The organism is Amycolatopsis sp. NPDC049688 (genome assembly GCF_040674975.1).
Classification (GTDB): Bacteria; Actinomycetota; Actinomycetes; order Mycobacteriales; family Pseudonocardiaceae; genus Amycolatopsis.
This window is the reverse complement of the sequence record NZ_JBFANY010000032.1, coordinates 1-24,038: the sequence shown is the minus strand read 5'-3', so window position 1 is coordinate 24,038 and position 24,038 is coordinate 1. Positions and strand designations below refer to the sequence as shown.

Here is a 24,038-nt window from a genome sequence, read left to right as displayed (position 1 = left end):
CACACCATCTGGCACCTCTCCGACGGCCCCGACGGCGCCAAAGGCACCAGCTGGACCACCGACGCCGGCATCGAATACCTCATGGACCCCCAACCCCTCGGCGGCCCCGGCACCGCACCCAAACCCGACCCCGCCCTCTACGGCACCTACGCCCCGCTGCAGGACGCAGAACCGGAGCCGGAACCGGCGGACGGCGACGTCGAGACGTTCTACGACGGCTCGGTCTGGAAGAACAAGGTCGCCGGCAACACCCGGGCCTCCGGCAGCGCCGAGACGAAGTCGGAGGCCGTCGCGGCCGGCCGCGAGCTGGCGGTCAAGCGCGGCACGGCCCACTTCATCCGCACGAAGGACGGCCGGCTGGGCGAGCGCCGCACCTATCCGCGCGCCGGCTCCTGACTCAGGCCGTCGGCATGCCCCCGTGGTCGGCGCCCTCTTCGTCGCTCTCGCCGGCGCGGGGCTCCTGGTCGTGGAACGTCGGCTCGGTGTGCTCGCCGCCGATGTCGGCGTCCTCTTCCATGCTCTCGGCGGTCACCGGGTCGATTTCGGGTGTGCTCATCGCTTCCTCCGATCGAGACGAAACCCGGGCGTACCCGGCGGGCCGGGCACCGAAACGGTCCGGGCGGCGGTCTCACGGCCGCCCGGACCGGCTTCCCGCGTAGGCCCGCTCCCGCAGCCGCGCCAGCCACTCCGGCGCGAACTCCAGTCCCGCCGGGTGGTTCAGCATCGGGTCGAACGCCGGGGCGTCCGCGGCGGGCTCGGTCAGGGTGAGTACCGCGCTGTCGCCCCAGCGCCCGTCTTCGCGGCCGGTCCGGAGCACGAACCGCCACGGCACCGCGGCCCGCGCCGCCTCGATCGACGCGGCCACCCGCGGCGACGACGTCCACGCCCCGAGCCAGACGAGCCGGTCGGCCCGGCGGTACGGCACCAGGCTGCTGTAGGCGCCGCTGGTCCACGCCGCCGCCGGCCGGGGCAGCATCCGGCCGAGGTGACCGTGGCCCGCCGTCGTCAGCGTGATGTCCCAGGGCCCGCCGTCGCGGCCCGCGCCCGGGATGCGCACGGCCAGGCCGAGCGCGTCCGGCAGCCGGCCGGGCGTGCCCGCGCCCTTGGACAGCCGGGCGACGACGGGCGACGGCGCGGACGGCCACGGCAGGTCGCCGTCGACCCCCCGGAGCTCGCCGTGCAGCACGACGCCACCGGGATGGAACGCGGGGGCGTGCCGCAGCGCCGCCAGCCCGCGAAAGCCCGCCGAGACCAGACCCGCCATGTGTACTTCCCTCTCCACCGGGGTAATCGACCGTCCTTCCGATACCCGCGCGGAGCACGGGGAAACCGCACCACGACCCGAGGAGCCGGCCATCGCCACCGCGGTCCTGTTCGACGTCGACGGCACGCTCGTCGACTCCAACTACCTCCACGTCCACGCCTGGCGCCGGGCGTTCCACGAGCTCGGCCGGAACGTCGACTCCTGGCGCGTGCACCGCGCGATCGGCAAGGGCTCCGGCAAGCTGCTGAGCACCCTGCTGGGCGACGAGGACGCCGACCGGATCGGCGACCGCGCGAAGGAGCTGCACAGCCGCTTCTACCTGGAGACGGCGGAGCTGCTGCGCCCGTTCGACCGCGCCCCGGACCTCATCCGGGAGCTGGCCGGGCGCGGGCTGCGCGTCGTGCTGGCGACGTCGGCGGCCCCCGACGAGCTCAAGGAACTGCGCCGGGTCCTCGACGTCGACGACGTGGTCGCCGGGATCGTCTCCGGCGACGACGTCGACGCGACGAAGCCGGACCCGGAGCCGGTGTACGCCGCGCTCGACAAGGCCGGGACCGCACCGGAGGACACGATCTTCGTCGGGGACGCGGTCTGGGACGTCCACGCGGCCAAGAAGGCCGGTGTCCGCACGGTTTCGGTGCTGTCCGGCGGCGTCGGCGCGGCCGAGCTGTCCGACGCCGGCGCGGTGGCGGTCTACGACGACGCGGCGGCGCTGCTGGCCGGGCTGGACGAGAGCGTGCTGATCAGCTGAGCTTGCGGGCCACCAGCCGTTCCACCAGGCCGAGCTTGAACCGCTCCCGCTGTTCCACCGGCAAGCCCAGCCGCTCCACCAGCGGCGACGGCCGTCGCCGGAAGTGCTCGCCCGCCAAGGGCACGCTCCCGAGCTCGACCAGCCACTGGAGGCCGCGCACCGCCCGCGACGTCGAGGCGACGTGGTCGACCAGGATCAGCCGGCCGCCCGGGCGCAGCACCCGGACCATCTCGCCGACCGCCGCCGCGTGGCCGGGGATCGCGCAGAGGCCGAACGTGCACAGCACCGTGTCGAAGGAGGCGCCGGGGAACGGCAGCTCCTCGGCGTTGCCCTGGCGCAGGGTCACCTCGCGGCCGAGCCGGCGGGCGCGGTCGCGGGCGACGGCGAGCATCCCTTCGCTGAGGTCGAGGCCGGTGAGCGTCACCCCGTCCGGGTAGCACGGCAGGTTCAGCCCGGTCCCGACCGCCACCTCCAGCACCTCGCCCCGGGCCCGCCCGCAGGCCCACTCGCGCGAGTCGCCGAAGAGGCGGCGGTCCCAGACGCCCATCTCCTCGTCGTAGGCCGGGGACTTGCGGTCCCAGTACCGGCGCCACCGCTCCGCCTTCGTCATGTCCCCCAGCCAAGCACGGACGGCGTCAGCCGAACATGCCCGGCTCGTAGGCGCCGCCCTTCTGGTGGACGATCACCGCGAGCCGGTTGGCCGAGTTCATCTGCGCGACCAGGGCGACCAGGGCGGCGGTCCGGTCGTCGTCGTAGTGCTCGCGGACCCGGGCCCACGTCTCGTCGGAGACGCCCGGGGCCGCGTCGGCGATCCGGGTGCCCTCCTCCGCCAGCGCGAGCGCCGCCTGCTCGGCTTCGGTGAACACGGTGGCTTCGCGCCAGGCCGCGACCAGGTTGATCCGCACGGCGGGTTCCCCGGCGGCCGCCAGTTCCTGGGTGTGGATGTCGACGCACCAGCCGCAGCCGTTGATCTGGCTGACGCGCAGCGACACCAGCTCCTGGGTGACCTTTTCCAGCGGCGACTGGATGATCGCCAGGCTCGCGGTGCCGAACCGCTTGGCGAACCGGGCGCCGATTTCGTTGTCGGTCAGGGTGAACCGGGATTCCATGGTTTCGTCCTCACTCGTGGTCGATCGGAACGACCACGAGATGCCGGCGGCCCCGCGCCGCGTGACAACCGCGGCGGGTGACGGCGATCACTGTCACACCGCGGCGGGACCCGGCATCTGGTGGGCGTACCCGACAGCGAAGAGGAGTCACCCATGGCCGACCCCGCCACCGAGGCCTTCCTCGGCTGCCGCAACCTGCTGTTCACCGTCGCCTACCAGCTGCTCGGCTCGGCCGCCGATGCCGAAGACGTCCTGCAGGAGACGTGGCTGCGGTGGGTGGACGTGGACCTCGCCGCGGTGCGGGACCAGCGCGCCTACCTGGTCCGGATCACCACCCGCCAGGCGCTGATGCGGCTGCGGGCGCTCGGCAGGCGCAAGGAGTCCTACGTCGGGCCGTGGCTGCCGGAGCCGCTGCTGACCGCACCCGACGTCGCCGAGGACGTCGAGCTGGCCGACAGCGTGTCGATGGCGATGCTGCTGGTGCTGGAGACGCTCGGGCCGGCCGAGCGGGCGGTGTTCGTGCTGCGCGAGGTGTTCGCGCTGGACTACGCCGAGATCGCCGAAGCCGTCGGCAAGAGCCCGGCCGCGGTGCGCCAGATCGCGCACCGGGCCCGCGCCGGAGTTGCCGCGCGCCGGCCGCGCGGGACCGTCTCGGCGGCGGCGACCCGGGACGCCCTCGAGGCGTTCCGGCGGGCCGTCGAGACAGGCGACCTGCGGGACCTGCTCGACGTCCTGGCGCCGGACGTCGTGTTCCTCGGCGACGGCGGCGGCGTGGTGCAGGCGACGCTGTCGCCGGTCTCGGGGGCCGGAGAGGTGGCCCGCCTCCTGGCCGCCGGCCTGGGCAACCTCGCCGCCGGCACGCTGGAGGCGGCCCAGGTCAACGGCTACCCGGCGCTGCTCCTGCGGCTCGGCGGCGAGATCGACACCGTGGTGGCGGTCCGCGTCGACGACGGCCTGGTCACCGGGCTCTACGCCGTGCGCAACCCGGAAAAGCTGGCGCGCCTGGACACGACGACCACCCTGTGCCGCTGACTCACTCGGCGTCCGCCGCCGCGGCGAGGATGACCTCGGCGACGACGCCGGGCTGGGACACCGCGACCGCGTGCGAGGCGTCGATCCGGCGGACCGTCGACGACGCGCGCTCGGCCATGAACTCCTGCGCCGCGGCCGGGATCGCGTTGTCCTGGTTGGCGATCAGCGTCCACGACGGGAGCTTGCGCCACGCGGGGGTGCCCTCGAACGGCGCGGCCAGGGCCTGCTGGGCGACCGGCCGCTGGGTCACCGCCATGATCGCGGCGGTGGCCGCGGGGACGTCGGCGGCGAAGACCTCGGCGAAGTCCGCCGGCTTGATCGACAGCTCGGGCTCGCCGTCGTGCACGAGGACGTCCGTGGTCTCCGGGCCGAGCTTGGCGCCCGGGTAGCGGCCGGACAGCTCGAACACGCTCTCGCCGGCGTCGGGCTGGAACGCGGCGATGTAGACGAGGGCCTTGACGTTCGGCGTCTCGGTGGCCGCGCGGGTGATCAGGGCGCCGCCGTAGGAGTGGCCGGCCAGGACGACCGGGCCTTCGACGCTGTCGACGACGTCCTTGACGTAGGCCGCGTCGGACTCGACGCCGCGCAGCGGGTTCGCCACCGCCTTGACCGGATAGCCCTGTTCCTGCAGCTTCGCGACGACGCCGGTCCAGCTCGACGAGTCGGCGAACGCGCCGTGGACCAGGACGATGGTGGGCTTGCTCATGGCTGGCTCCTTGAGAGAGAACGATCGGTCTTTCTGCCTCGCCTACTCTGGCCCCTCGGGGGCGCCTTGGCAATGTGACGTAGCCGATCTGGCAGAACGATCGGTCTTTCTCTACGCTGAGGGGATGAGTTCTGCCGACGTGCACCCGAAGGACCGGCTGCTGGCGACCGCCGCCCGGCTCTTCTACGCCGAAGGCATCCACGCCGTCGGGGTGGAACGCCTGGTGTCCGAGGCGGCCGTGACCCGGGCGACGTTCTACCGCCACTACCCGACCAAGGACGACCTGGTCGCGGCCTACCTCGCCGAGACGAGCCGCCTGATCCGCGCGGCCGTCGACGCGGCGCGGGCCGGCAAGCCGCCGCGCGAAGGCCTGGTCGACGCCATGGCCGTGGTCGGGGACGCGACCCGGGGCGAGGACTTCCGCGGCTGCCAGTTCCTCAACGCCGCCGCCGAGTACCCCGACCCCGCCCACCAGGTGCGGCAGGCCATCGAAGACCACCGGCAGTGGTTCTTCGGCGTCCTCCGCGAGCAGGCGGCGGCTCTCGGCCACCCGGAACCGGACCACGCGGCGCGCGTGCTCGTCCTCCTGCGCGACGGCGCCCTCCACGGCGGCGAACTCGACGACCCGGAGAAGGTGCGCGCCACCCTCAGCCGGGCCGTCGACGACCTCCTGCCGGCCTGACCGCCGGGCCGAACACGCGTTCAAGCGGCGTTCACCTGCGAAAACCCAGCGAAGCTAGGCCGATCGGGTTACCTTGAGCGCGTAACGTCACGGAGGTCCGACATGGCGGCAGACGACGCGTCGCGCGTCCCGGCCTGGCTGGAGCCGATGCTCGCCAAGGCCGACGGCGGGCGGCTGCGCAGCGGCCCGGAGTGGGCCTACGAGTACAAACTGGACGGTTACCGCGCGGCCATGCGGATCGCGCCGGACGGCACCACCGTGCTGACCAGCCGCAACAACATCGACTTCACCGCGGAATTCGCGGAACTCGCCGGCGTGCTGGCCCCCGCGCTCGACGGGCAGGCCGCCTACCTGGACGGCGAGGTCGTCGTCTACGGCGAGGACGGCCGGATCGACTTCGAGCGGATGCAGGAGCGCCGCGGCCGCTGGGTCCGGCACCAGAGCGGGCCGAAGGGCCTCGAATTCACCGACGTGCCGGTCCGGTTCCTCGCCTTCGACCTGCTCCGGCTGGGTGACCGGAGCCTGCTGGCCACGCCGTACGACGAGCGCCGCCGCCTGCTGGCGGAGCTGCCGATGCCGGATCCGTACCGCGTTTCGGTGGTCCGGGCGGTCACCTTCGACGAACTCGCCGCCGACCGCCGCACGCCCGCGGACTTCCTCGCGCACGCCGGGGCCGCCGGGTACGAAGGCGTCGTCGCGAAACTGCGTTCGTCGGCCTACTCCCCCGGACAGCGGCCGGACTCGTGGCTGAAGCACCCCCTGATCCGGACGCAGGAGGTGATCGTCTGCGGCTGGCGGCCGGGCCAGCGCAGCTTCACCGGCACCCTCGGCGGGCTGCTGCTCGGCGCCCACGACCCCGGCACCGGCGACCTCGTCTACATCGGCGACGTCGGCACCGGGTTCAGCCAGGCCGGCCGCGCCGACCTGATGGAGCAGCTGCAGGCCATCGAGCGGCGCACGCACCCGTTCGCGACGACGCCGCCGCGGGAGGACACCGTCCGCGCGCGCTGGGTCGAACCGCGGCTGGTGGGCGAGATCGTCTACCGCCAGTTCACGCGCGGCGGCCGCGTCCGCCACACCGCCTGGCGCGGGCTGCGCCAGGACAAGGACCCGGCGGACGTCCTGGCCCCGCGCGCCGGGCCCCCGCCCGAACCGGCCGCACCGCCCCCGCCGTCACCCGAGCCGCCGGGACAGCGGATCACCGTCCAGGCCGGGAACCGGCGGCTGACACTGTCCAATTTGGACAAGGTGCTGTACCCGGCGGCCGGGTTCACCAAGGGCGAGGTGATCAACTACTACTCGCGCGTGGCCGCGGTGCTGCTGCCGCACCTGGCGGGCCGCCCGGTGACGTTCATCCGCTACCCCAACGGCGTCGACGGCCAGAAGTGGTTCGAGAAGAACGTCCCGAAGGGCGCCCCGGACTGGCTGCGCACGGTCCGCCTGGCCGGCAGCGGCGGCACGATCGACTACCCGCTCCTCGACGACCTGCCCGGGCTGGTGTGGGCGGCGAACATGGCGGCGCTCGAGCTCCACGTTCCCCAGTGGACGGTGGAGTCGGGTGCCCGCCGCACCCCGGACCGCCTGGTGTTCGACCTCGACCCGGGCCCGGGCACGACGATCGTCGACTGCTGCCGGGTGGCCGAGCGCCTGCACGACGTGCTGGTGGCGGACGGGCTGACACCGTACGCGAAAACCTCGGGGTCGAAGGGGATGCAGCTGTACTGCGGCATCCGGACGGACGACCCGGCGGCACCGTCGGCGTACGCGAAGCGGCTCGCCCAGCGCCTGGCGCGCGAGACCCCGGAGTCGGTGACGGCGGTGATGGCGAAGGCGCAGCGGACGGGCCGGGTGTTCATCGACTGGAGCCAGAACAACCCGGCGAAGACCACGGTGGCCCCGTATTCCCTGCGCGGCCGCGACCACCCGACGGCATCGACCCCGGTGACGTGGGAGGAGGTCCGCACGTGCCGCCACGTCACGCACCTGACGTTCACGGCGGACGAGGTCCTCGACCGCATCGACGACCACGGTGATTTGCTGGCCGGCCTGACCGAGGCGGCGGCGCTACCGGGCTGACGGTCAGACTTCCCGGAGCCGCCGCTCGGCGACGGCTTCTGCTTGCGGCGCAGCGGTTCCCGGCTCGGCGCGGGCTTGCGGCACCGCGGGGACGTCCGGCTCGGCCCAGGCTTGCGGGGCGGCAGTCTCCGGCTCGGACCGCGCCTGCGGCGGCGCAGCGGATTCCGGCTCGGACCGGGCTTGCGGCACGGCGGGAACCTCCGGCTCGGCCCAGGCTTGCGGGGCGGCGGTCTCCGGCTCAGACCGCGCCTGCGGCGGCGCGGGAACCTCCGGCTCAGCCCAGACTCGCGGCGCGGCAGCCTCCGACTCGGACCGCGCCTGCGGCGGCGCAGCGGATTCCGGCTCGAACCGCGCCTGCGGCACCGCGGGAACCTCCGGCTCAGCCCAAACCTGCGGCGCGGCGGATTCCGGCTCGTCTTCCGGCGGGAGCGCATGCTTCGGCGCCCCCTGCAGACCACCCGCGGCTTGCGGTGGCGCCGATCCCTCCGGCACGGCCGCCGTCCGCGCCGGCTGCTCCTCCGGCCGCGGCGCGGGGATCTGCCCCGTGATGGTGCCCGACTCCGGGTTCGGTCCGCCCGGCCGGGCCGCCAGCATCTCCGGGGTGATCGCCGGGGTCATCAGCGGGGTGTGGGCCGCGTCCGCGTTCGGGGTCGCCGGTTCGCGGGCCGCCGGGTAGCGGGCCAGCGGGTCGTCGTCGATCGCGCCGTTCGCGCGGTGGCCGCGGAGGAGGCCGCAGCACCCCAGCAGGCCGAGCAGGCCCGCCAAACCCCACCACACCGTCATGGCTCTCCTCCGTTTCCTCGCTCCCCGGATATCCGGCCGGGCGCCACCCAACCGGAGCATTACCCGGGTGGGTGACACCCTCAGCCCAGCTTCGGCGCGTCACCCGGGAACGACACCGGCAGCTCGTACAGGCCCCGCGCGGTCCGGCCGCCGCCCAGCCAGCCGTGGAAGTAGATGTGGCCGTCCACCACGTCGGCGCCGCCCGGGGCGTCCACCTTGCCGCCGAGGAGGTCGGTTGACAGGAACGGGGCGTCCGCCTTCACGAACGGGCCCGCCAGCGCCGGCGCCGACGCGTAACCCGTGTGGTAGCCCGTGTTCTGGAACGTGTCCGCGGAATAGAACAGCAGGTAGCGGGACGCCGTCTTCACCACCGAAGGCGCCTCGACGACGGCCTTCTCCGCGGTGAGGTCGGCCCGGAGCAGCTCGGTGCGCGGGCCGGTGAGCGTGCGGCCGTCGGCCTGCAGGCGCTGCGTCCAGATCGCCGCCGGCGGTCCGGGGGACACGCCGTCGCTCTTGTAGAGCAGGTGGCGCGAGCCGTCCGCGTCGACGAACGTCTGCGGGTCGATGTCGCCGTGGTCCTCGGGCGCGCACACCAGCGGCCGGTCGCCGGACGGCGTGTACGGCCCTTCCGCTTTGGCCGCCGTCGCGGCGCCGAGGCACATTTCGCCGCCGGTCTTCTGCGCGGCCGCGAAGTACAGCACGAACGTGCCGTCCGCCAGCTGTGTGACGTCCGGGGCCCAGAACCCGCCGTCCGGCTTCGCCCACACCGGTACCGCCCCGAGCGCGTCGCCGGCGACCCGCCACGGCCCTTCCGGCGCCGGCGCCGTCGCGTAGGGAATCCGCGTCGTGCTGGTGCCCGTCGAAAACGCGAAGTAGCCCCAGGCGGTCTTGAGGACGTCGGGATCGGGGAAGTCCTGGTTGATCAGCAACCGTGGCGCGCTGATCGCCGCGGCCTCCGTCACCACCGCGAACGCGGCGGTGACGGCCAGGACGAGGGCGAGCACGAGTCCCTTCAGACGCATACGCGATTCTGTTGACACCCCAATGCTTCCGGCAACGGCAGGCGGCCGCCGTCACCGGGAAGCGTGGACTTGCCCGCGCGCCTCGATCGGGTGGATTCGCCGGAGCCGGGCGGGGTAGCCACTGTCGCATGCACGCAACGAGCGGACGCGGGGCGTACCGCGCCGGGCACCCCGTCGGCGAAGCCGAAGGAGCGGCCGCCCGGCAGGAGAAACCCCTGGGCGCGCCCGGGAAACCGCTCGACCGCCGGTCGCCGTTCTTCACCGGCATGCTCGCGGCGGCCGGCGTGGCCGTCACGGTCGCCGTCGTCGAGGTCGTCCTCGCCGCCTCCGACGCGCTGCTGCTGATCGGCATCGCGTTCTTCCTCGCGGTCGGCCTCGAGCCGGTGACGGCCCGCCTCGCGCGCCGGATGCCGCGCGCGCTCGCCACCGCCGTCGTCGTCGTGACCGGGCTGGCCGTGCTCGGCGGGGCGATCACCGCGGCCGCGGTGCCGCTGGCCGACCAGGCGACGCAGCTGCAGGACGGCGCTCCGCGCTACCTGGCCCTGCTGCGCGACCACACCACCCTGCTGGGCCAGGCCAACGAAACCTTCGGCCTCGAAGCCGCCATCCGGTCCGTCCGCCTCTCCGACGTGGCGAAACCGCTCGCCGGGCTGCTCGCCGAGGCGGGGATCGTCGTCGTGCTCGCCACCTACTTCGTCGCCGACTTCCCGCGGATCCGGACGGCCCTGTACCGGCTGGCCCCGCGATCCCGCCGGCCGCGGGTGATCCTGATCGGCGACGCCGTCTTCAAGAAGGTGGGCGCGTACCTCGTCGGGAACGTCGTGGTGTCCCTGGTCGCCGGGGTGTTGACGTTCGCCTGGCTGTGCGCGTTCGGCGTGCCCTACTCGCTCGTGCTGGCCGTGCTCGTCGCCGTGCTCGACCTCGTCCCGGTGGCGGGTTCGGTGGCGGCCGGGGCCGGCACCAGCCTCATCGCGTTCACGGTGTCGGCGCCGGTCGGGTTCGCGACCCTGGGCTTCTTCGTCGGCTACCGGGTGCTGGAGGACTACGTGCTGCTGCCGAAGGTCGTCGGCCGGGCCGTCCGGATCCCCGCCCTGGTCACCGTGGTCGCGGTGCTCATCGGGTTCGAACTGCTCGGTGTGGTCGGCGCGTTCGTCGCGGTCCCGGTGGCGGCCGCTGTGTTGCTCGTTGTGCGCGAAGTGGCCGTGCACCGGCTCGACCGGACGTGAAAAGACCGCCGCGCGGAGCTCCGCGCGGCGGTCCGGACCGGATCGGTCAGTTTCCCTGCGTGGTCCCGCCGTCGGCGATCGAACCGGAGGCGCAGTTGTACGGGGACTCGCCCTCGGCCGCGTGCTCGCCCGGCGAGAGCACCGGCACGCCGATGCCGTTGGCGACGTCGTGCAGCGGGACCTGGACACCGAGCACGTTGATGTCGTTGTCGCAGACGCCGCCGACGATGTTCAGGTTGTGCACCGCGTCGAGGTTCTGCACGTTGCCGATCAGGCCGAACTGGTCGGTGGAGTCGACCGGGTGGCCCGCGACGTTGACGGTGGTCGCGGACGCGGATCCGCCGAGCACCGCCATCCCGGCGGCGAGAGCGGTGGCGACGAAGCCGAACTGCTTGATCACGGGAAGAAACTCCTTCTGAAAACCCGCCGGACGGTCCGGCAGGGGATCGGGGAAGGGAACGGGCCCGGCTTCGGTTCGCCGGGCCCGGGGAAGTCGGTCAGGGTGCGGGCACGCCGGATGGGACCGGCACGCTTCTCCAGCGTCGCGGCCGGTCCCACCCGGGCCGGCGTCGTCCGGCGTCGCGGCGTGCCCGGGACGCGGAACCGTGTGCAGCTCGCTCCGAGTTCCGGGGACGCGGCGCGGCGGCGGCGCAACCCGCCGGGCCCCGTGCCGGAGCCGGCGTCCGCACACACAGCGGGCGGCCCCGGCACGGAGATTTTCAGTGGCCCTGGTCGGTGCCGCCGTCGGCGAGGCCGCCCGACGCGCAGTTGTACGGGGACTCGCCCTCGGCCGCGTGCTCGCCCGGCGACAGGATCGGCACGCCGATGCCGTTGGCCACGTCGTGGAGCGGCACCTGCACGCCGAGCACGTTGATGTCGTTGCCGCACAGGCCGAGCGTGGCGTTGACGTTGTGGAGCACGTCGGTGTTGTTCAGGTTGACCAGGCCGACCTGGCCGATCTGGTCGTAGCTGCCGTAGTGGTGACCGTGGTGGTGGTGCTCGTGCCCCTCCGGGGTACCCGCCGCGGCGACCCCGCCGGCCAGGAACGCGCCGGCTGCCGCGGTGACCGCGACGAAGCCCATCTTCTTCAGCATGGATTGCTCCTCGGTGAACGATTTCGGAGAATCAGGACGGTAGTGAATGTGTGTTTCCGTCCTGTGTGGTGGAAACGTACTGAGGGCCGCGCGCCGTTTCCACTTCATTCCACCATCGTGTGAGTAACGCGGGCCTCTGACCGCGCAGAGGGTGGTCCGATCGGGTTACGCGAGGCCGCCTGCCGGAGCAGGATCTTCCGTCAATCTTCCGCAGAAACCGGTGGCGAGGCAAGGGAGAACGCGGGCATGCGAAAGAGCCCTGCGCCGCCACGGTCGGGGGTGGCGCAGAGCTCTTCTGCCGGTCGTGCTATTGGGGCCAGGCCTCGGCTTCGGCGGTGAGCGCGGTGGTGACGTCGATTTCGCCCGACCGCACCCGCCAGGCGAGCGAGTCCGGCCGCGGCTGCAGGAGGTGCCAGCCGACGACGGCTTCGTCGTCGTAGCACGGGTTTTCCTCGTCCCCGATCCCCAGCGCGGCGAAGTACTGGCGGGCGGGCCAGGTTTCGGGAACCCAGGCGCGGGCCCAGCGCACGACGATCCTGGCGAGGTCGTTGCGGCCGTCCGCCGGGTGGATCAGGCGGTCGCCGGTGGTGCAGATGAGGCGTGGCGTGAAGGTCGCGCCGAGCGGCGCGACGACGAGATCAGTGTTCATTACTCCCCCGGTCCACGGTGTGGACGGAATGGCCCGGCTCGGATGCGCTGCTGCGCTTGAGAAGGGAAAGGACAAGCGGCGGCGGACGTACGCGTACAACGCGTCCTTGCTCGGCTCTGCCTTGAACCGGGAGCCATCTTACAAACGCAGGGAAAGGGGCCGGAACCGGGGTTCTTCGCTCGTTCCCGTGACAGCGCGAGTGAACGGGAGCCGCGGGGGTACGCCGCCGGGGAAAGGCCCTCCGACCGGAAGGAAGAACCGAGATGACCCACACGGCCCGGAAACTGCTCTGCGGCACCGTCACGGCGGCGGCCATCGCCTTGACCGGCGCGTTGCCGGCATCGGCGGCCCCGGAATTCGCCAGCCCGGCCTGGCACACGCAGACCGACGACGGCAACGCCCGCGACACGACCCATGACGACAACGACGACAACGGGTTGTGGGGCTTGCTGGGCCTGGTCGGCTTGCTGGGCCTGGCGGGCCTGGTCCGCCGCGGCCCCAAACCGGGAGCAATGGCGGGATACCCGGCGGCGGCGCCCACGGAACCGCCGGCCAACACGTACCCGCCCGCCGGCCCGCGACGAAACCCGCCGGGCGCCTGACCCGCGGCCTGCGGCCGGCTATCGGCCGGTTTGCGGGGGAATCGGCCGGGCGCTCGAGCGGCGGAGGTGCTCTGTGCCCGGCTTTTTCCCGGCTTGCGCCGGGGTTTGCCTGGTAGTTGATCGAGGGCGGTAGTCCGCGGCCGGGATGCGCTTGGCTCTCGGCGGGATGCGCTTGGAGCAGTACTCCGCGCCCGGCATCCATCCGCTGACCCGCGGCGGAACCCGCCCGGCACCTGAGCAACAGCGGTGACGGCTCCCGGCCGGATCGAACCCGGCTCGCGGCGGGATTGCCCCAGCTCCCGAACACCAGCCAGACCCCGCGCCACGCACCCGCTCGCCAACCCACCGGGCGCCACGCCCCCCACCCACGGCCGGCAACCACCCGACCAGTGATGGAACCCGCCGGGCGCCCGAGTGCCACCGGTACCCCGCACCCGGCGCCCGCCGGGTGGCCGAGTGGCCCTGGTGCCCCGCACCGCGGATCCCCCTTCTCTCTTCTCTTCGCGCAGAACGTCCCGGCGCCGTCGGCGTCGGGACGTTCTGCGTTTCCTGCTTCTCCGAGTGGCGCCCAGTTGTCAGGTCTCGGCACCGAGGAGGCCGGGGGGACGAAAAACGGCCCCACGACCGCCGCTCAGATTAGCGAGGTGACCCGGCGGGCAAGAAGTGTTTTTACGTCACATCCTTCTTAAGGGTGACTTTTCGGGTGCACCGCAAACGGACGTGATTACCCTTTCTTCCTTCCCCACAAACCTCACGATCGAGTGAAAGTGCGCCGGCACTCGGATCTGACCCGAGGTGAAAAAAATCGGGTTGATTCAGCCGTATACCGTAACTGGCCGACACGCACGAGTGATGCTATTACACACCGTAGCCGATGTGCAAAACCGCTTCCGATGTGCTTCACGCGAACTTGATGTTTGTTCCGGCCCCGCCGCCGGGCCGTACACCGTGCGGAATCGATCAGCGCCACCGGGGCCGGACATCCGCTCGCGCTATCGCGGAACGGCGCTCACGATGATCGCAGTCGGCATCGCACAATCCGGAGGAGTACGACATGAAAAGTGCACTGACCCGAGCGCTCACGGTGTTCGTCACCGCCGCCGCGGTGACGCTGGCGGGGGTGGGTGTGGCGTCCGCGGGCGGGCCCGGCGGCAACGGTTCGTCGAGCACCACGAGCGCGGCGGCCGAGGTCCAGGGCCTGCGCGACCAGCTGGCGGCGCGGGCGGACGGCGGGGACGTGCCCGGCACGCAGGCCACGCTCGCCCGGCTGGATCCGCTGCTCTCCGACCTGGCCCAGGGCAAGCGGTACAGCATCCAGGCCGCAGCCAAGGACAGCGCGGCCACGGCGCAGCAGGAAACCGCCAAGGCCCGCAAGGGCGTCGACGACCTCGCCGCCCAGCTGCAGTCCCGCCAGTCGCTGCCGCCGGTGTCGGCCCTGCTCAACGCGCTGCTGCAGCGGGTACTGATCAGCCTTTCCGCGCTGGTGAACGACCTTCTCGGCGGGCTGCCCGTCCCGGTCGGCTGAGCCGGCCGGACCCCCGGACGGACAAGCCGGCGACGGCCCGGCGCGGTTCCCCTCCCGCGCCGGGCTTTCGTCGTCCGCGGGCCGGCGATTCCCTGCGGAGCACGAAGAAGCCCGGTGCGGCGGACCGCACCGGGCTTCGGCGTGCCGGGGACTATTCGTAGACGACGTAGGCGGGCGTCGGGTTCAGCGCCATGACCTCCGCCGGGCTCATCAGGGCCGTGCCCCGGCGGGTGTCCTCCTCGAAGAACAGCTTGAACCCCGGCCGCACGTGGCCGGGCATGGTGGTCATCAGCGTCTTCCACGTCGCCTTCTTGGCGGTGGCCGAGCCGATACCGTCGACGACCTTGACCACCGAAACCCCGTGGTGGGCGTGCAGCAGCTGCTCGTCGCGCACCACGGACGCCGCGACCTGGTGGTAGACCATCACCTTGGCGGGCAGGCGGTGCGCGTCGGCCAGGGCACCGAGGTACCGGGCGACGTCGTCGAGCTCGGCGCCGGTCGTGCGGCCGAACTTCTTCCCCGGCACCACGCCCGGCTCGACGGCCCACTCGGGGTCGAGCGCGACCCCGACGTCCGGCTCGGTCAGCCAGCGCTCGTAGGCCTTGACTTCGGGCAGGAAGTCGGCGCGGCCGGGCTGGATGTTCAGCAGCAGCAGGCCTTTGAGCGCCCGGGCGGCGTCGAGGTAGTCGCGCACCGTCCCGTCTTCGCAGCGGCTGCGGTACATGCCGTCCGCGCCGGGCGAGCGGTGCACGGTGGTCGCGATCAGCTCGACGACCGGGGTGATCGGGCGGCCCGCCGGGAACGCCTCGATCTGCTTGCGCAGCGCGCGGCTCGCTTCACCGAGATCACCGGTCATGCGGCCGAGCGCCTTGGCGCCCGGCGCTCCGCAGAAGCCGACGAGCAGGCTGGTTTCGAGTGGGTTCGGAGGTGGTGGCGGCGGAGCCGCGGCGGCGGCCGCCGCGGGAGCCGGCACGGCGAGCGACTGTCCCCGCTGCAGCGCACCGCACGCACTCGTGGCCAAGCCCGCGAGAGCGGCGGTGAGGACCAGACGTCGATCGAAGGTTCGTTCGGCGGCAACCGCCTTTTTCGGGACCATCGCGGGGAAATACCCGATCCCGATCTTGGCCAAACCCATTTCGCCACGATCACCGAATCGTGCTCGCGCCCGTTTCGCGCCCGGCGCCCCGGCCTGCGGAAACGTGATTTCCGGGGCTGCGCCGGGTAATTCCGGGCTCACCCGACCCGGTTACTCGGCCCGCGGCCGCTCCGGGCCCGCAGCACACTTCCGGCATGCGTTGCCTTTTCCGGTTCGGTACCGGGTTCACCGCGCTTCTCGCCCTGGCGGCCTGCGGCGGTCCGGCGCCGGCCCCGGCTCCGGCGCCCGCGCCGTCGCGGCCCGCGCCGGCCGCGGCCCCGGTCCGGGTCACGGCCGCCGTGGCCCGGCAGGTCGGTGCCGACGAGCTCGGCCGGGTGCCGGTCCTGATGTACCACCGCCTCGCCGCGCAGCCACGTTCGGTGTACGACCGCACGCCCGCGGACTTCACCGCGGAGCTCGAGCGGCTCGCGGCCGAGGACTACGTGCCGGTCACGACCGCCGACCTGGCCGCCCGCCGGCTGGACCTCCCGGCCGGCGCGCACCCGGTGGTCCTGACCTTCGACGACGGCGACCCGAGCGTGTTCAGCCTGACCCCGCAGGGCCAGCCGGCCCCGGGCACGGCGATCCGCATCCTGCTGGACGTCGCGGCGGCGCACCCGCGGTTCCGCCCGGTGGCGAGCCTGTACGTCAACGAGCACCCGTTCGCCGACCCGGGCGACGGCCGGACGCTGAGGTGGCTGGCGGAGCACGGGTTCGAGATCGGCAACCACACGCGCAAGCACACGAACCTGCGCAAGGCGACCGACAGCGAGGCGACCACGGCCATCACCGAGGGCGACACCCTGATCCGCCAGGCGATCCCGGGGTACCAGCCGGCCACGTTCGCCCTGCCGTTCGGGGTGCACCCGCGCCGCGAGGAGCTGGCGCAGCGCGGCCCCGGTTACGCGTACGCCGGGGTGCTGCTGGTGGGCGCCGGGCCGGCCCCGGCACCGTGTTCTCCCGCGTTCGACGCGGCGGCGATCCCCCGGATCCGTTCGCAGTCCGAAGGCCGCGAAGCGGAGTACGGCTCGAAGCACTGGCTCGACGAGCTGGCGTCCCCGGGCGGCCACCGGTACACGTCGGACGGAGACCCGTCGACGGTGTCGTACCCCCGGTCCGAAGGCGCGGTGGCGCCGGCGTGTGCGAGCGTGGGCCTTGCCTACTGACCCGATCCCGGCGGCCCGGGTGGACTGGCTGCCGCAGCCCCGCCGCCGGAACCAGCCCGCCCGCGGGACGGCGGCACCGCGGTCGCCGAGGATCCCGCGGATTCCGGTGATTCCGGCGCAGAAGCAGCCGCCCACGGAGCAGGGCGGTCCGGTTGCGGCGCAGCTGGTTCCGGCCGTTGCCGAGGCTTCGGTGGCGGCCCCTCCGGCACCCGCGGAACAGGAAGCACCCACGGCTCGGGCGGCGGCCCGGACCGCTCAGGCCGGTGCCGAGGCACCGGCGCCACCGGCCCCGGCCCCGGCCGAAGCGGCGCTCGCGGCACCCGCACCCGTCGCTCCAGCCGGGTCAGCGCCGGAGTCGGATACCGCTGCCATGCCGGCTTGGCCCGGCCCCGCGGATCTTGCCGCGGCACCGCCGACCCCGGCATCCGCACGCCCGCCGCGAATTTCGGCGCCTCCCGAAGCATCGGCTCCGACGGCACAACCGGCGGAACCAGCCGAAGTCGCGGCCCCGGAAACCCCGGCAACATCAGCGACCGAAGCACCCGCTCCCGCGGCACGACCCGCGGAACCAGCCCAAGCCGTGGCCCCGGAAGCCCCGGCAACATCAGCCACCGAAGCACCGGCTCGACCCGCGCAACCGGCCCAAGCCGCGCCCCCCGAAGCACCCGCTCCCGCCGCACAACCCGCGGAACCAGCCCAAGCCGTGGCCCCGAAAGCCCCGGCAACATCAGCCACCGAAGCACCGGCTCGCCCGGCGCAACCGGCCCAAGCGCCGGAAGCCGCCCACGCCACAAAACTATGCTCACCCCTCGCCCCAGCGCTCGCCGTCGGTCCACCCGCCCCGCGTGTCCCGCGGCCCGCCGCCCCCGCTCCGCTCGTCGTCACCGCGCCCCCGCCACCCCCCACCCCCGCTCCGGCGCCCTGGTGGCCGCCCGCCGTGCTCGTCTTCGCCGTTGTCCTTGCCCTTGGCCTGCTCCTCACCCCGCGGGCCGCCGAACCGCGGCGGGTCTCCGGGGCCGCCTCCGCCCAGCCCGCCGGCACCCCGGCCCCCGCCACGCACCCCGCTCCCCCGCCCGAACCGGCCGCCCTTCCCGACGGGGTTCCCGTCACCGAAGCCGGCGCCGGGACCTGGCACGTCGTTCCCGGGCCCACCCACGACATCGGGGACGGCGACCGGGTCCTCACCTACACCGTCGAAATCGAGGACGGGGTCGACGTCCCGTCCTTCGCCCAGGACGTCGACGCGATCCTCGCCGACCCGCGTGGCTGGACCGGGCTCGGGGAAGTCACCTTCCGGCGGCTCGGCGACCCCGGGGCCGTACCCGCCGTCCGGATCAGCCTCACCAGTCCCGGCACCGCCCGGCGCCCCGACCTCTGCGGCTTCACCATCCCCTTCGACTCCTCGTGCCGGCTCACCCGGGACCACCGGATCGTCCTCAACCTCGCCCGCTGGCTCCGCGGCGCCCACTCCTACGACGGCGACCTCGCCGGCTACCGCGCCTACGCCGTCAACCACGAGATGGGCCACGCGCTCGGCCTCGGCCACGTCGGCTGTCCCGCCCCCGGTGCGCCGGCGCCGGTGATGATGCAGCAGACCTTCGGGCTCTCCAACACCTACCTCGCGAACCTCAACCGGGCCGAACCCGGGGCCGCGACGAACGTCCGGCCCGACGGTGCGGTCTGCCGCGCCAACCCGTGGGTCACCGAGCCGCACTGACCCGGTGGTTTGGACCGCGCGCGCGGTGGGTATACACCGGCCCTCTGGTGGGAGGGTGTGCGATGGTGCGGAAACTTCTGGCCGGCACGACCACGGTTCTGCTGCTCGCCGGCTGCGGCGGGGTCGGCAGCGGCGGTGACACCGGCGCGGCGGCCACTCTGACGACCATGGGGTTCGGGCTCGGCGACGAAATCGCCACCACCCGGGCCGACCTGGCGGGCAAGGCGATCGCGCCGGCCACCGTCAAGATCGGCGGCAGTGCCTTCGACGCCCAGCAGTTCCTCGCCGCCGTCGCCTCGCACACGCCGCCGGACCTCGTCTACCTCGACCGGCAGCTGCTCGGCACCTACGCCGCCCGCGGCACCCTCGAGCCGCTCACCGACTGCATCGCGAAACAGCACATCGACGTCGGCCAGTACCGGCCCGCCGCCCTGAAGGAAACCACCCTCGACGGCAAGGTCTACGGCCTCCCCGAGTTCTACGACAACCGCGTCCTGCTGGTCAACGACGCCGCCGTCGAGGCGGGCGGCCTGACCTCCCAGGACCTCGCCCCGGCCGACCGGGCCAAGCTGGCCGCCGCCGCGCAGCGGCTCACCACCCGCACGAACGGCACCCTGTCGCGCATCGGGTTCGACCCGAAGATCCCGGAGTTCCTCCCGCTGTGGGCCAAGGCGAACGGCGTGCAGATGCTCAGCGACGACGGCCGCACCGCGCACCTCGACGACCCGCGGCTGGCCGGCGCCCTGACCTACGCCAAGTCGCTGATCGACGCCCAGGGCGGCTGGGGCGCGGTGAAGGCGTTCCGCGACTCGTTCGACTTCTTCGGCGAGAAGAACCCGTTCAAGCAGGGCCAACTGGCCGCCACCCTGATGGACGACTGGTACCTCAACGTCCTCGCCAACTACTCCCCCGACGTGCGGGTGACCGCGGCGCCGTTCACCGACACCGCCGGCACCCCGATCGACTGGGTCACCGGCAGCGCGTGGGTCATCCCCGCCGGCAGCACCCACAAGGACCAGGCGTGCGCCTGGATCAAGACGATGACCGAAGCGCCGACGTGGGTCGCCGCCGCCAAGGCCCGCGCGGAGAAACGCCGAGCCGCCGGCAAGGCGTTCACCGGCGTCTACACCGGGAACCGCGTCGCGGACGAGGAGATCTTCGGCCGGCTCGTGCAGCTGAAGGACCGGCCGGCGTTCGACGCCGCCGTCCGGACCGTCCTGAAGGCGCAGGACAGCGCCTTCACCATGCCCGCGTCCCCGGCCGGGTCGGAGTTCAAGACGGCCTGGCAGAACGCCGTCAACCGGGTCCTGTCCGGCGAACAGCAGCCCGCCGACGCGCTGCGGCAGGCCCAGCAGGAGGCCCAGCGCGCGCTCGACGCCGCGGTGGCCCGCCGGTGAAGCGGCGCACGCGGGAAGCCTGGGCCGCGTATGCGTTCCTGTCGCCGTGGATGATCGGGTTCGTGATCTTCATGGCGATCCCGATGGTCGCCAGCCTGGTGCTCTCCTTCACCGACTACGACGCGCTGCGCTCGCCGGACGCCGTCGGCTGGGCCAACTACCAGCGCCTGCTGGAAGACCCGGCGGTGCGCAGGAGTCTCGTCAACACGCTCGTCTACACCGTCATGTCGGTCCCCGCCACGATGGCCGTCTCGCTGGCGCTCGCGGCCCTGCTCACGCGCGCGGGCCGCCGCTCGGCGGGGTTCTTCCGCACGGTGTTCTACCTGCCCGAGATCACCCCGAAGGTCGCCGTCGGCGTGCTGTTCCTGATCCTGTTCAACGGCCAGGCCGGGCTGGTGAACGCCGTGCTGGGGCTGGTCGGGATCGACGGGCCGCAGTGGAGCACCGACGGGCCGTGGGTGAAGCCGGGGCTGGTGCTCATGCACCTGTGGTCGGTGGGCAGCACGGTGGTGATCTACCTGGCCGCGTTGCGCGGTGTGCCGCGGGAGCTGTACGAGGCCGCCGAGCTCGACGGCGCGTCGGCGTGGCAGCGGTTCCGGCGGATCACCGTGCCGATGATCAGCGGGGCCCTGTTCTTCACCCTGATCGTCCAGACGATCGCGGCGCTGCAGTCGTTCGACGAGGCCTACACGGCGTTCTACGGCTCCGCGGCGTCGGCGACCTACAGCAACGACGCCGCCCTGTTCTACCTGATCTACCTGTTCCAGCAGGCGTTCGAATTCCTCCACCTCGGCTACGCCTCGGCGATGGCGTGGCTGCTGTTCGTCGTGATCCTGGCCATCACGCTCGTGCAGGTGCGGCTGAGCCGCCGGTTCGTCTACTACGAAGGCGGTGACCGGTGACCGCGCGCCGCGTCTTCCGATGGGGCGCGCTCGCCGCGGCGAGCGTGCTGTTCCTGTACCCGTTCGCCTGGCTGCTGAGCGCGTCGGTGAAGCCGCGCGCGCAGGTCTTCGACAACCTGCTGATCCCCCGGACCTGGGCGTGGGACAACTACGTCGAGATCTGGCGGGCCGCGCCGGTGGCGGCCTGGCTGCTCAACAGCGTCGTGGTGTCGCTCGCGGCGGCCGTGGCCGTGACGCTGACCAGTTCGCTGGTGGCGTTCGGCTTCGCCTACTTCCGGTTCCCGGGCCGCAACGCCCTCTTCGGCTTGGTGCTGGCCACGATGATGCTGCCGGCCGCGGTGACGATGATCCCGGTGTACCTGATCTGGAACAGCGCCGGCCTGGCGCACACGCAGGTGCCGCTGTGGGCGGGGAACCTGTTCGGCAGCGCGTTCTACATCTTCCTGCTGCGCCAGTTCTTCCTCGGCCTGCCGCGCGAGGTGTTCGAAGCCGCGCGCGTCGACGGCGCGAGCCACTGGACGCTGTTCTGGCGCATCGCGGTGCCGCTGTGCCGTCCGGCGCTGATCGTCAGTTTCGTGTTCGAGCTCAAGGCCAGCTGGTCGGACCTGCTCAAACCGCTGATCTACCTGCGCGACCCGGCGCTGTACACGCTGCCCCGCGGGCTCAAGGCGCTGTCGGACCAGTTCGGCCAGGCCGGCGAACAGCGGTGGGAGATCGTCCTGGCCGGGAGCGTCATCACGACCGTGCCGCTGCTGATCGTGTTCTTCGTGGCGCAGCGCCACTTCCTCGCCGGGATCACGACGGAGGGCGGCCCGCGGACACGGGCGTGACGGCACACGTCGCATGCACCTGACACGGAGGGTGGCGAACCGTCAGCCGGACGAGGTGTCGCGGTTCACGAACGGGGACCTTGTGCGACCTCGCTGCACACCGGGGCGCGGGCCCCGCTGCGCCGGACGGGCCACGCTGTGCCAGCGCGAGTGAACCTTCTTGTCCACGCGAAACTCCCGGCACTAGCGTCGACGGGGAGGGGACGGAAGCCGGGCCGCCTGGCCGGCGACCCGGCTTCCGTTGCCTCCCAACGCAAACGCCAGCGAGGAGTTGCTTGATGACCGCTCTCGACCAGCCCGTGGCCCGCACCGCGTACCAGCAGTCGGTGGCCGCCTACTGGAACGCCGAAAAGGATCCGGTGAACCTCCGGCTGGGCGACGTCGACGGTCTGTACCACCACCACTACGGCCTCGGCGACTACGACCCGGCGGTGCTCGAAGCCCCGGAAGCCACCCGCGACGAAGCGATCATCGCGGAGATGCACCGGCTCGAGACCGCGCAGGCGGAGGTCCTGCTCGACCACCTGGGCCCGATCGCGCCGGAGGACCGGCTGCTCGACGCGGGCTGCGGCCGCGGCGGCACGAGCGTGATGGCCCACCTGCGGTTCGGCTGCCAGGTCGACGGCATCTCCATCTCGGAGCAGCAGGTCGGGTTCGCCAACGCGCACGTGCGGCAGCGCGGGATCGACGGCTCGGTGCGCTACCACCTGCGGAACATGCTCGACACCGGGTTCGAATCCGGGGCGTTCCAGGGCATCTGGAACAACGAGAGCACGATGTACGTGGACCTGCACGCCCTGTTCGCCGAGCACGCGCGGCAGCTCAAGCCGGGCGGCCGGTACGTGACGATCACCGGCTGCTACAACGACGTCACCGGCGGCCGGTCGCGCGCGGTGAGCCAGATCGACCAGCACTACATCTGCAACATCCACGCTCGCGGCGACTACTTCAAGGCGTTGTCCGCCAACGGGTTCGTGCCGATCAACGTCGTCGACCTGACCGCGGCGACGATCCCGTACTGGGAGCTGCGGGCTCGGTCGTCGGTGGCCACCGGGATCGAGGACCCGTTCCTCACCGCCTACCGCGAAGGCAGTTTCCACTACCTGCTCATCGCCGCCGACCGCGTCTGAGGCGGGGGCGGGGTGCCGGAGGAGACCACCACCATGACCGCGTGTCCACAGTGGACCATCGGGGATGCCGCCGGCCTGCCGGCGGGCCCGTTCGGCATCGGGACATCGGCAGCGCGGATCGCGACGCAGTTCGCGACGGCGGCGGGGCCGGACCCGGCCTACGCCTACCTGCCGTGGGGTGACGGCAGCGGGCCGCCGCTGTACTGCCCGGTCGTGGGCCGCGTCGACGACGGCCTGGCCGCGGAGGTGGACCGGCGACTGGTCGCGTGGGCGGCCGGCTGCGGGTTCACCGGCAAGGGCCTGGAGCAGATCGCCGGCGCCGGCTTCGGCCGGCTCGCCATGCTCGCCCACGCCGACTGCGACGACCCGGACCGGCTGCTCGTCGCGGCGCAGCTCAATGCGGTCTGGTGGGCGGCCGACGACTACTACGCCGACGACAGCACGCTGGGCGCGGCGCCGACCGAACTGCCGCCGCGCCTGGCGCTCGTCATGGCGGCCATGGACCCGGTCGCGCCGGCCGGGGAGTTCTCGGCGCCCCTCGAAGAGGCGCTGAAGTCGGACCCGATCCTCGTCGGGCTGCACTCGGCGATCGAGCACCTGGGGCGGCACGGCTCCCCGGTGCTCGTGCAGCGGGTCTGCTACGCGACGTTCTCGATGTTCGTCAGCTGGGACGCCTACGCGGCCTGGCGCCACACCGGCCGCTACCCCCCGGCGTGGGAATACCTGGCGGCCCGCCAGCACGACAGCTTCTACACGTCGATGACCCTCGTCGACGCCGTCGGCGGGTACGAACTGGCCGCGCCGTTCTACTACGACCCGCGCGTGCGCGAGGCGATGATGCGGGCCGGCACGGCGTCGGTACTGGTCAACGACCTCCATTCGGTGGCCAAGGACGCGGCCGACGAAAAACCGGTCTGCAACATGGTCCTGCAGATCGCCGCGGACCGCGGCTGCCCGGTCGAAGAGGCGGTCGAGGCCACCGTCGAGCTGCACAACCAGATCGTCCACGAGTTCGAGGACGGTCACCGGGACCTGATGGCGGTGCCGTCACCGGAACTGCAGCGGTTCCTGGTGGGCGTCCGGTCCTGGATGGGCGGCGGGTTCACCTGGCACGCCACCAATCCGCGCTACCAGTGAGTGAGGTTTCGCTGTGACTGTCACCGATCCGGTGGATGCCCTGAACACCGACGAGCAGGCGCCGTCGAGCCTGAGCCGGGCCGCGGCCCGCACCCTGGCCACC

26 protein-coding genes are annotated in these 24,038 nt (G+C 72.7%); 15 read left to right on the top strand and 11 right to left on the bottom strand.

The genetic code is table 11. The features are described from left to right. A partial coding sequence (locus AB0J55_RS45135; protein ID WP_364264204.1) for a DUF2188 domain-containing protein occupies nucleotides 1–396 on the top strand: 396 nt, incomplete at its 5' end. A 1-nt stretch (nucleotide 397) separates the two neighbouring features. Here the strand turns inward: AB0J55_RS45135 and AB0J55_RS45130 are convergent. Further along, nucleotides 398–556: a hypothetical protein gene (locus AB0J55_RS45130; protein ID WP_364264201.1), complete on the bottom strand. Its 159-nt coding sequence runs from the start codon at nucleotides 554–556 to the stop codon at nucleotides 398–400. A 72-nt stretch (nucleotides 557–628) separates the two neighbouring features. Next, nucleotides 629–1,264, bottom strand: a complete 636-nt coding sequence (locus AB0J55_RS45125; RefSeq protein WP_364264198.1) for a hypothetical protein — start codon at nucleotides 1,262–1,264, stop codon at nucleotides 629–631. On the opposite strand from AB0J55_RS45125, the gene AB0J55_RS45120 reads away from it, so the two are divergent. After that, entirely contained in the window at nucleotides 1,263–2,015 is a 753-nt protein-coding gene (locus tag AB0J55_RS45120; RefSeq protein WP_364264195.1) for an HAD family hydrolase, read from the top strand. The genes AB0J55_RS45125 and AB0J55_RS45120 overlap by 2 nt on opposite strands. Here AB0J55_RS45120 and AB0J55_RS45115 read toward each other — a convergent pair. Continuing rightward, nucleotides 2,008–2,625, bottom strand: a complete 618-nt coding sequence (locus tag AB0J55_RS45115) for a class I SAM-dependent methyltransferase (protein ID WP_364264192.1) — start codon at nucleotides 2,623–2,625, stop codon at nucleotides 2,008–2,010. The genes AB0J55_RS45120 and AB0J55_RS45115 overlap by 8 nt on opposite strands. Nucleotides 2,626–2,650: 25 nt before the next feature. Then, nucleotides 2,651–3,124, bottom strand: a complete 474-nt coding sequence (locus AB0J55_RS45110) for a carboxymuconolactone decarboxylase family protein (protein WP_364264189.1) — start codon at nucleotides 3,122–3,124, stop codon at nucleotides 2,651–2,653. Between the two features lie 153 nt (nucleotides 3,125–3,277). Between AB0J55_RS45110 and AB0J55_RS45105 the strand changes: the two genes are divergently transcribed. Further along, nucleotides 3,278–4,156, top strand: coding sequence for an RNA polymerase sigma-70 factor (locus AB0J55_RS45105; protein ID WP_364264186.1), 879 nt, complete (start codon nucleotides 3,278–3,280; stop codon nucleotides 4,154–4,156). Nucleotide 4,157: 1 nt separating this feature from the next. On the opposite strand, the gene AB0J55_RS45100 is transcribed toward AB0J55_RS45105, so the two are convergent. Next, nucleotides 4,158–4,862 (bottom strand): alpha/beta hydrolase, encoded by a 705-nt coding sequence (locus tag AB0J55_RS45100; protein WP_364264184.1) that lies wholly within the window; start codon nucleotides 4,860–4,862, stop codon nucleotides 4,158–4,160. Nucleotides 4,863–4,986: 124 nt separating this feature from the next. Between AB0J55_RS45100 and AB0J55_RS45095 the strand changes: the two genes are divergently transcribed. Beyond that, nucleotides 4,987–5,544: a helix-turn-helix domain-containing protein gene (locus AB0J55_RS45095; RefSeq protein WP_364264181.1), complete on the top strand. Its 558-nt coding sequence runs from the start codon at nucleotides 4,987–4,989 to the stop codon at nucleotides 5,542–5,544. Between the two features lie 102 nt (nucleotides 5,545–5,646). Further along, a complete protein-coding gene (ligD, locus tag AB0J55_RS45090; protein ID WP_364264178.1) occupies nucleotides 5,647–7,620 on the top strand; it encodes a DNA ligase D in 1,974 nt (657 codons plus the stop codon). A gap of 3 nt (nucleotides 7,621–7,623) precedes the next feature. Here the strand turns inward: ligD and AB0J55_RS45085 are convergent, their stop codons facing one another. Both AB0J55_RS45085 and AB0J55_RS45080 read right to left on the bottom strand, forming a co-directional pair. Continuing rightward, entirely contained in the window at nucleotides 7,624–8,403 is a 780-nt protein-coding gene (locus tag AB0J55_RS45085) for a hypothetical protein (protein WP_364264175.1), read from the bottom strand. Between the two features lie 80 nt (nucleotides 8,404–8,483). After that, nucleotides 8,484–9,425 (bottom strand): glycoside hydrolase family 43 protein, encoded by a 942-nt coding sequence (locus AB0J55_RS45080; protein WP_364264172.1) that lies wholly within the window; start codon nucleotides 9,423–9,425, stop codon nucleotides 8,484–8,486. 128 nt (nucleotides 9,426–9,553) lie between these two features. Here AB0J55_RS45080 and AB0J55_RS45075 point away from each other — a divergent pair, with 128 nt between their 5' ends. After that, nucleotides 9,554–10,651, top strand: coding sequence for an AI-2E family transporter (locus AB0J55_RS45075; RefSeq protein ID WP_364264169.1), 1,098 nt, complete (start codon nucleotides 9,554–9,556; stop codon nucleotides 10,649–10,651). Nucleotides 10,652–10,697: 46 nt separating this feature from the next. Here AB0J55_RS45075 and AB0J55_RS45070 read toward each other — a convergent pair whose 3' ends face one another. The 3 genes from AB0J55_RS45070 to AB0J55_RS45060 form a co-directional block, all read right to left on the bottom strand. After that, nucleotides 10,698–11,051: a hypothetical protein gene (locus tag AB0J55_RS45070; protein ID WP_364264166.1), complete on the bottom strand. Its 354-nt coding sequence runs from the start codon at nucleotides 11,049–11,051 to the stop codon at nucleotides 10,698–10,700. Between the two features lie 319 nt (nucleotides 11,052–11,370). Then, the gene (locus AB0J55_RS45065; RefSeq protein ID WP_364264163.1) at nucleotides 11,371–11,745 is read right to left on the bottom strand and encodes a hypothetical protein; all 375 of its coding nucleotides are present in this window, start codon (nucleotides 11,743–11,745) and stop codon (nucleotides 11,371–11,373) included. Nucleotides 11,746–12,052: 307 nt separating this feature from the next. Next, nucleotides 12,053–12,394: a hypothetical protein gene (locus AB0J55_RS45060; RefSeq protein WP_364264160.1), complete on the bottom strand. Its 342-nt coding sequence runs from the start codon at nucleotides 12,392–12,394 to the stop codon at nucleotides 12,053–12,055. A 263-nt stretch (nucleotides 12,395–12,657) separates the two neighbouring features. On the opposite strand from AB0J55_RS45060, the gene AB0J55_RS45055 reads away from it, so the two are divergent. Continuing rightward, nucleotides 12,658–12,996 (top strand): WGxxGxxG family protein, encoded by a 339-nt coding sequence (locus AB0J55_RS45055; RefSeq protein ID WP_364264157.1) that lies wholly within the window; start codon nucleotides 12,658–12,660, stop codon nucleotides 12,994–12,996. Between the two features lie 1,054 nt (nucleotides 12,997–14,050). Beyond that, the gene (locus tag AB0J55_RS45050; RefSeq protein WP_364264155.1) at nucleotides 14,051–14,521 is read left to right on the top strand and encodes a hypothetical protein; all 471 of its coding nucleotides are present in this window, start codon (nucleotides 14,051–14,053) and stop codon (nucleotides 14,519–14,521) included. Nucleotides 14,522–14,672: 151 nt separating this feature from the next. On the opposite strand, the gene AB0J55_RS45045 is transcribed toward AB0J55_RS45050, so the two are convergent. Continuing rightward, nucleotides 14,673–15,656, bottom strand: coding sequence for a hypothetical protein (locus AB0J55_RS45045; RefSeq protein WP_364264152.1), 984 nt, complete (start codon nucleotides 15,654–15,656; stop codon nucleotides 14,673–14,675). Nucleotides 15,657–15,811: 155 nt separating this feature from the next. On the opposite strand from AB0J55_RS45045, the gene AB0J55_RS45040 reads away from it, so the two are divergent. The 7 genes from AB0J55_RS45040 (at nucleotide 15,812) to AB0J55_RS45010 (ending at nucleotide 23,935) form a co-directional block, all read left to right on the top strand. Beyond that, on the top strand, nucleotides 15,812–16,822 hold the full coding sequence (locus tag AB0J55_RS45040; RefSeq protein WP_364264149.1) for a polysaccharide deacetylase family protein: 1,011 nt from the start codon (nucleotides 15,812–15,814) through the stop codon (nucleotides 16,820–16,822). Nucleotides 16,823–17,759: 937 nt separating this feature from the next. Then, nucleotides 17,760–18,539, top strand: coding sequence for a DUF3152 domain-containing protein (locus tag AB0J55_RS45035; RefSeq protein ID WP_364264146.1), 780 nt, complete (start codon nucleotides 17,760–17,762; stop codon nucleotides 18,537–18,539). Nucleotides 18,540–18,601: 62 nt separating this feature from the next. Next, nucleotides 18,602–19,936 (top strand): extracellular solute-binding protein, encoded by a 1,335-nt coding sequence (locus AB0J55_RS45030; RefSeq protein WP_364264143.1) that lies wholly within the window; start codon nucleotides 18,602–18,604, stop codon nucleotides 19,934–19,936. Then, on the top strand, nucleotides 19,933–20,838 hold the full coding sequence (locus AB0J55_RS45025; protein ID WP_364264140.1) for a sugar ABC transporter permease: 906 nt from the start codon (nucleotides 19,933–19,935) through the stop codon (nucleotides 20,836–20,838). Before AB0J55_RS45030 ends, AB0J55_RS45025 begins: the two co-directional genes overlap by 4 nt. Further along, nucleotides 20,835–21,668, top strand: coding sequence for a carbohydrate ABC transporter permease (locus AB0J55_RS45020; RefSeq protein ID WP_364264137.1), 834 nt, complete (start codon nucleotides 20,835–20,837; stop codon nucleotides 21,666–21,668). The genes AB0J55_RS45025 and AB0J55_RS45020 overlap by 4 nt, the downstream gene beginning before the upstream one ends. Before the next feature lie 278 nt (nucleotides 21,669–21,946). Beyond that, nucleotides 21,947–22,798 carry a geranyl diphosphate 2-C-methyltransferase gene (locus tag AB0J55_RS45015; RefSeq protein ID WP_364264134.1) on the top strand — a complete coding sequence of 284 codons (852 nt, stop codon included), beginning with the start codon at nucleotides 21,947–21,949 and terminating at the stop codon, nucleotides 22,796–22,798. A gap of 33 nt (nucleotides 22,799–22,831) precedes the next feature. After that, nucleotides 22,832–23,935, top strand: coding sequence for a family 2 encapsulin nanocompartment cargo protein terpene cyclase (locus AB0J55_RS45010; RefSeq protein ID WP_364264131.1), 1,104 nt, complete (start codon nucleotides 22,832–22,834; stop codon nucleotides 23,933–23,935). Nucleotides 23,936–24,038: the final 103 nt, after the last annotated feature.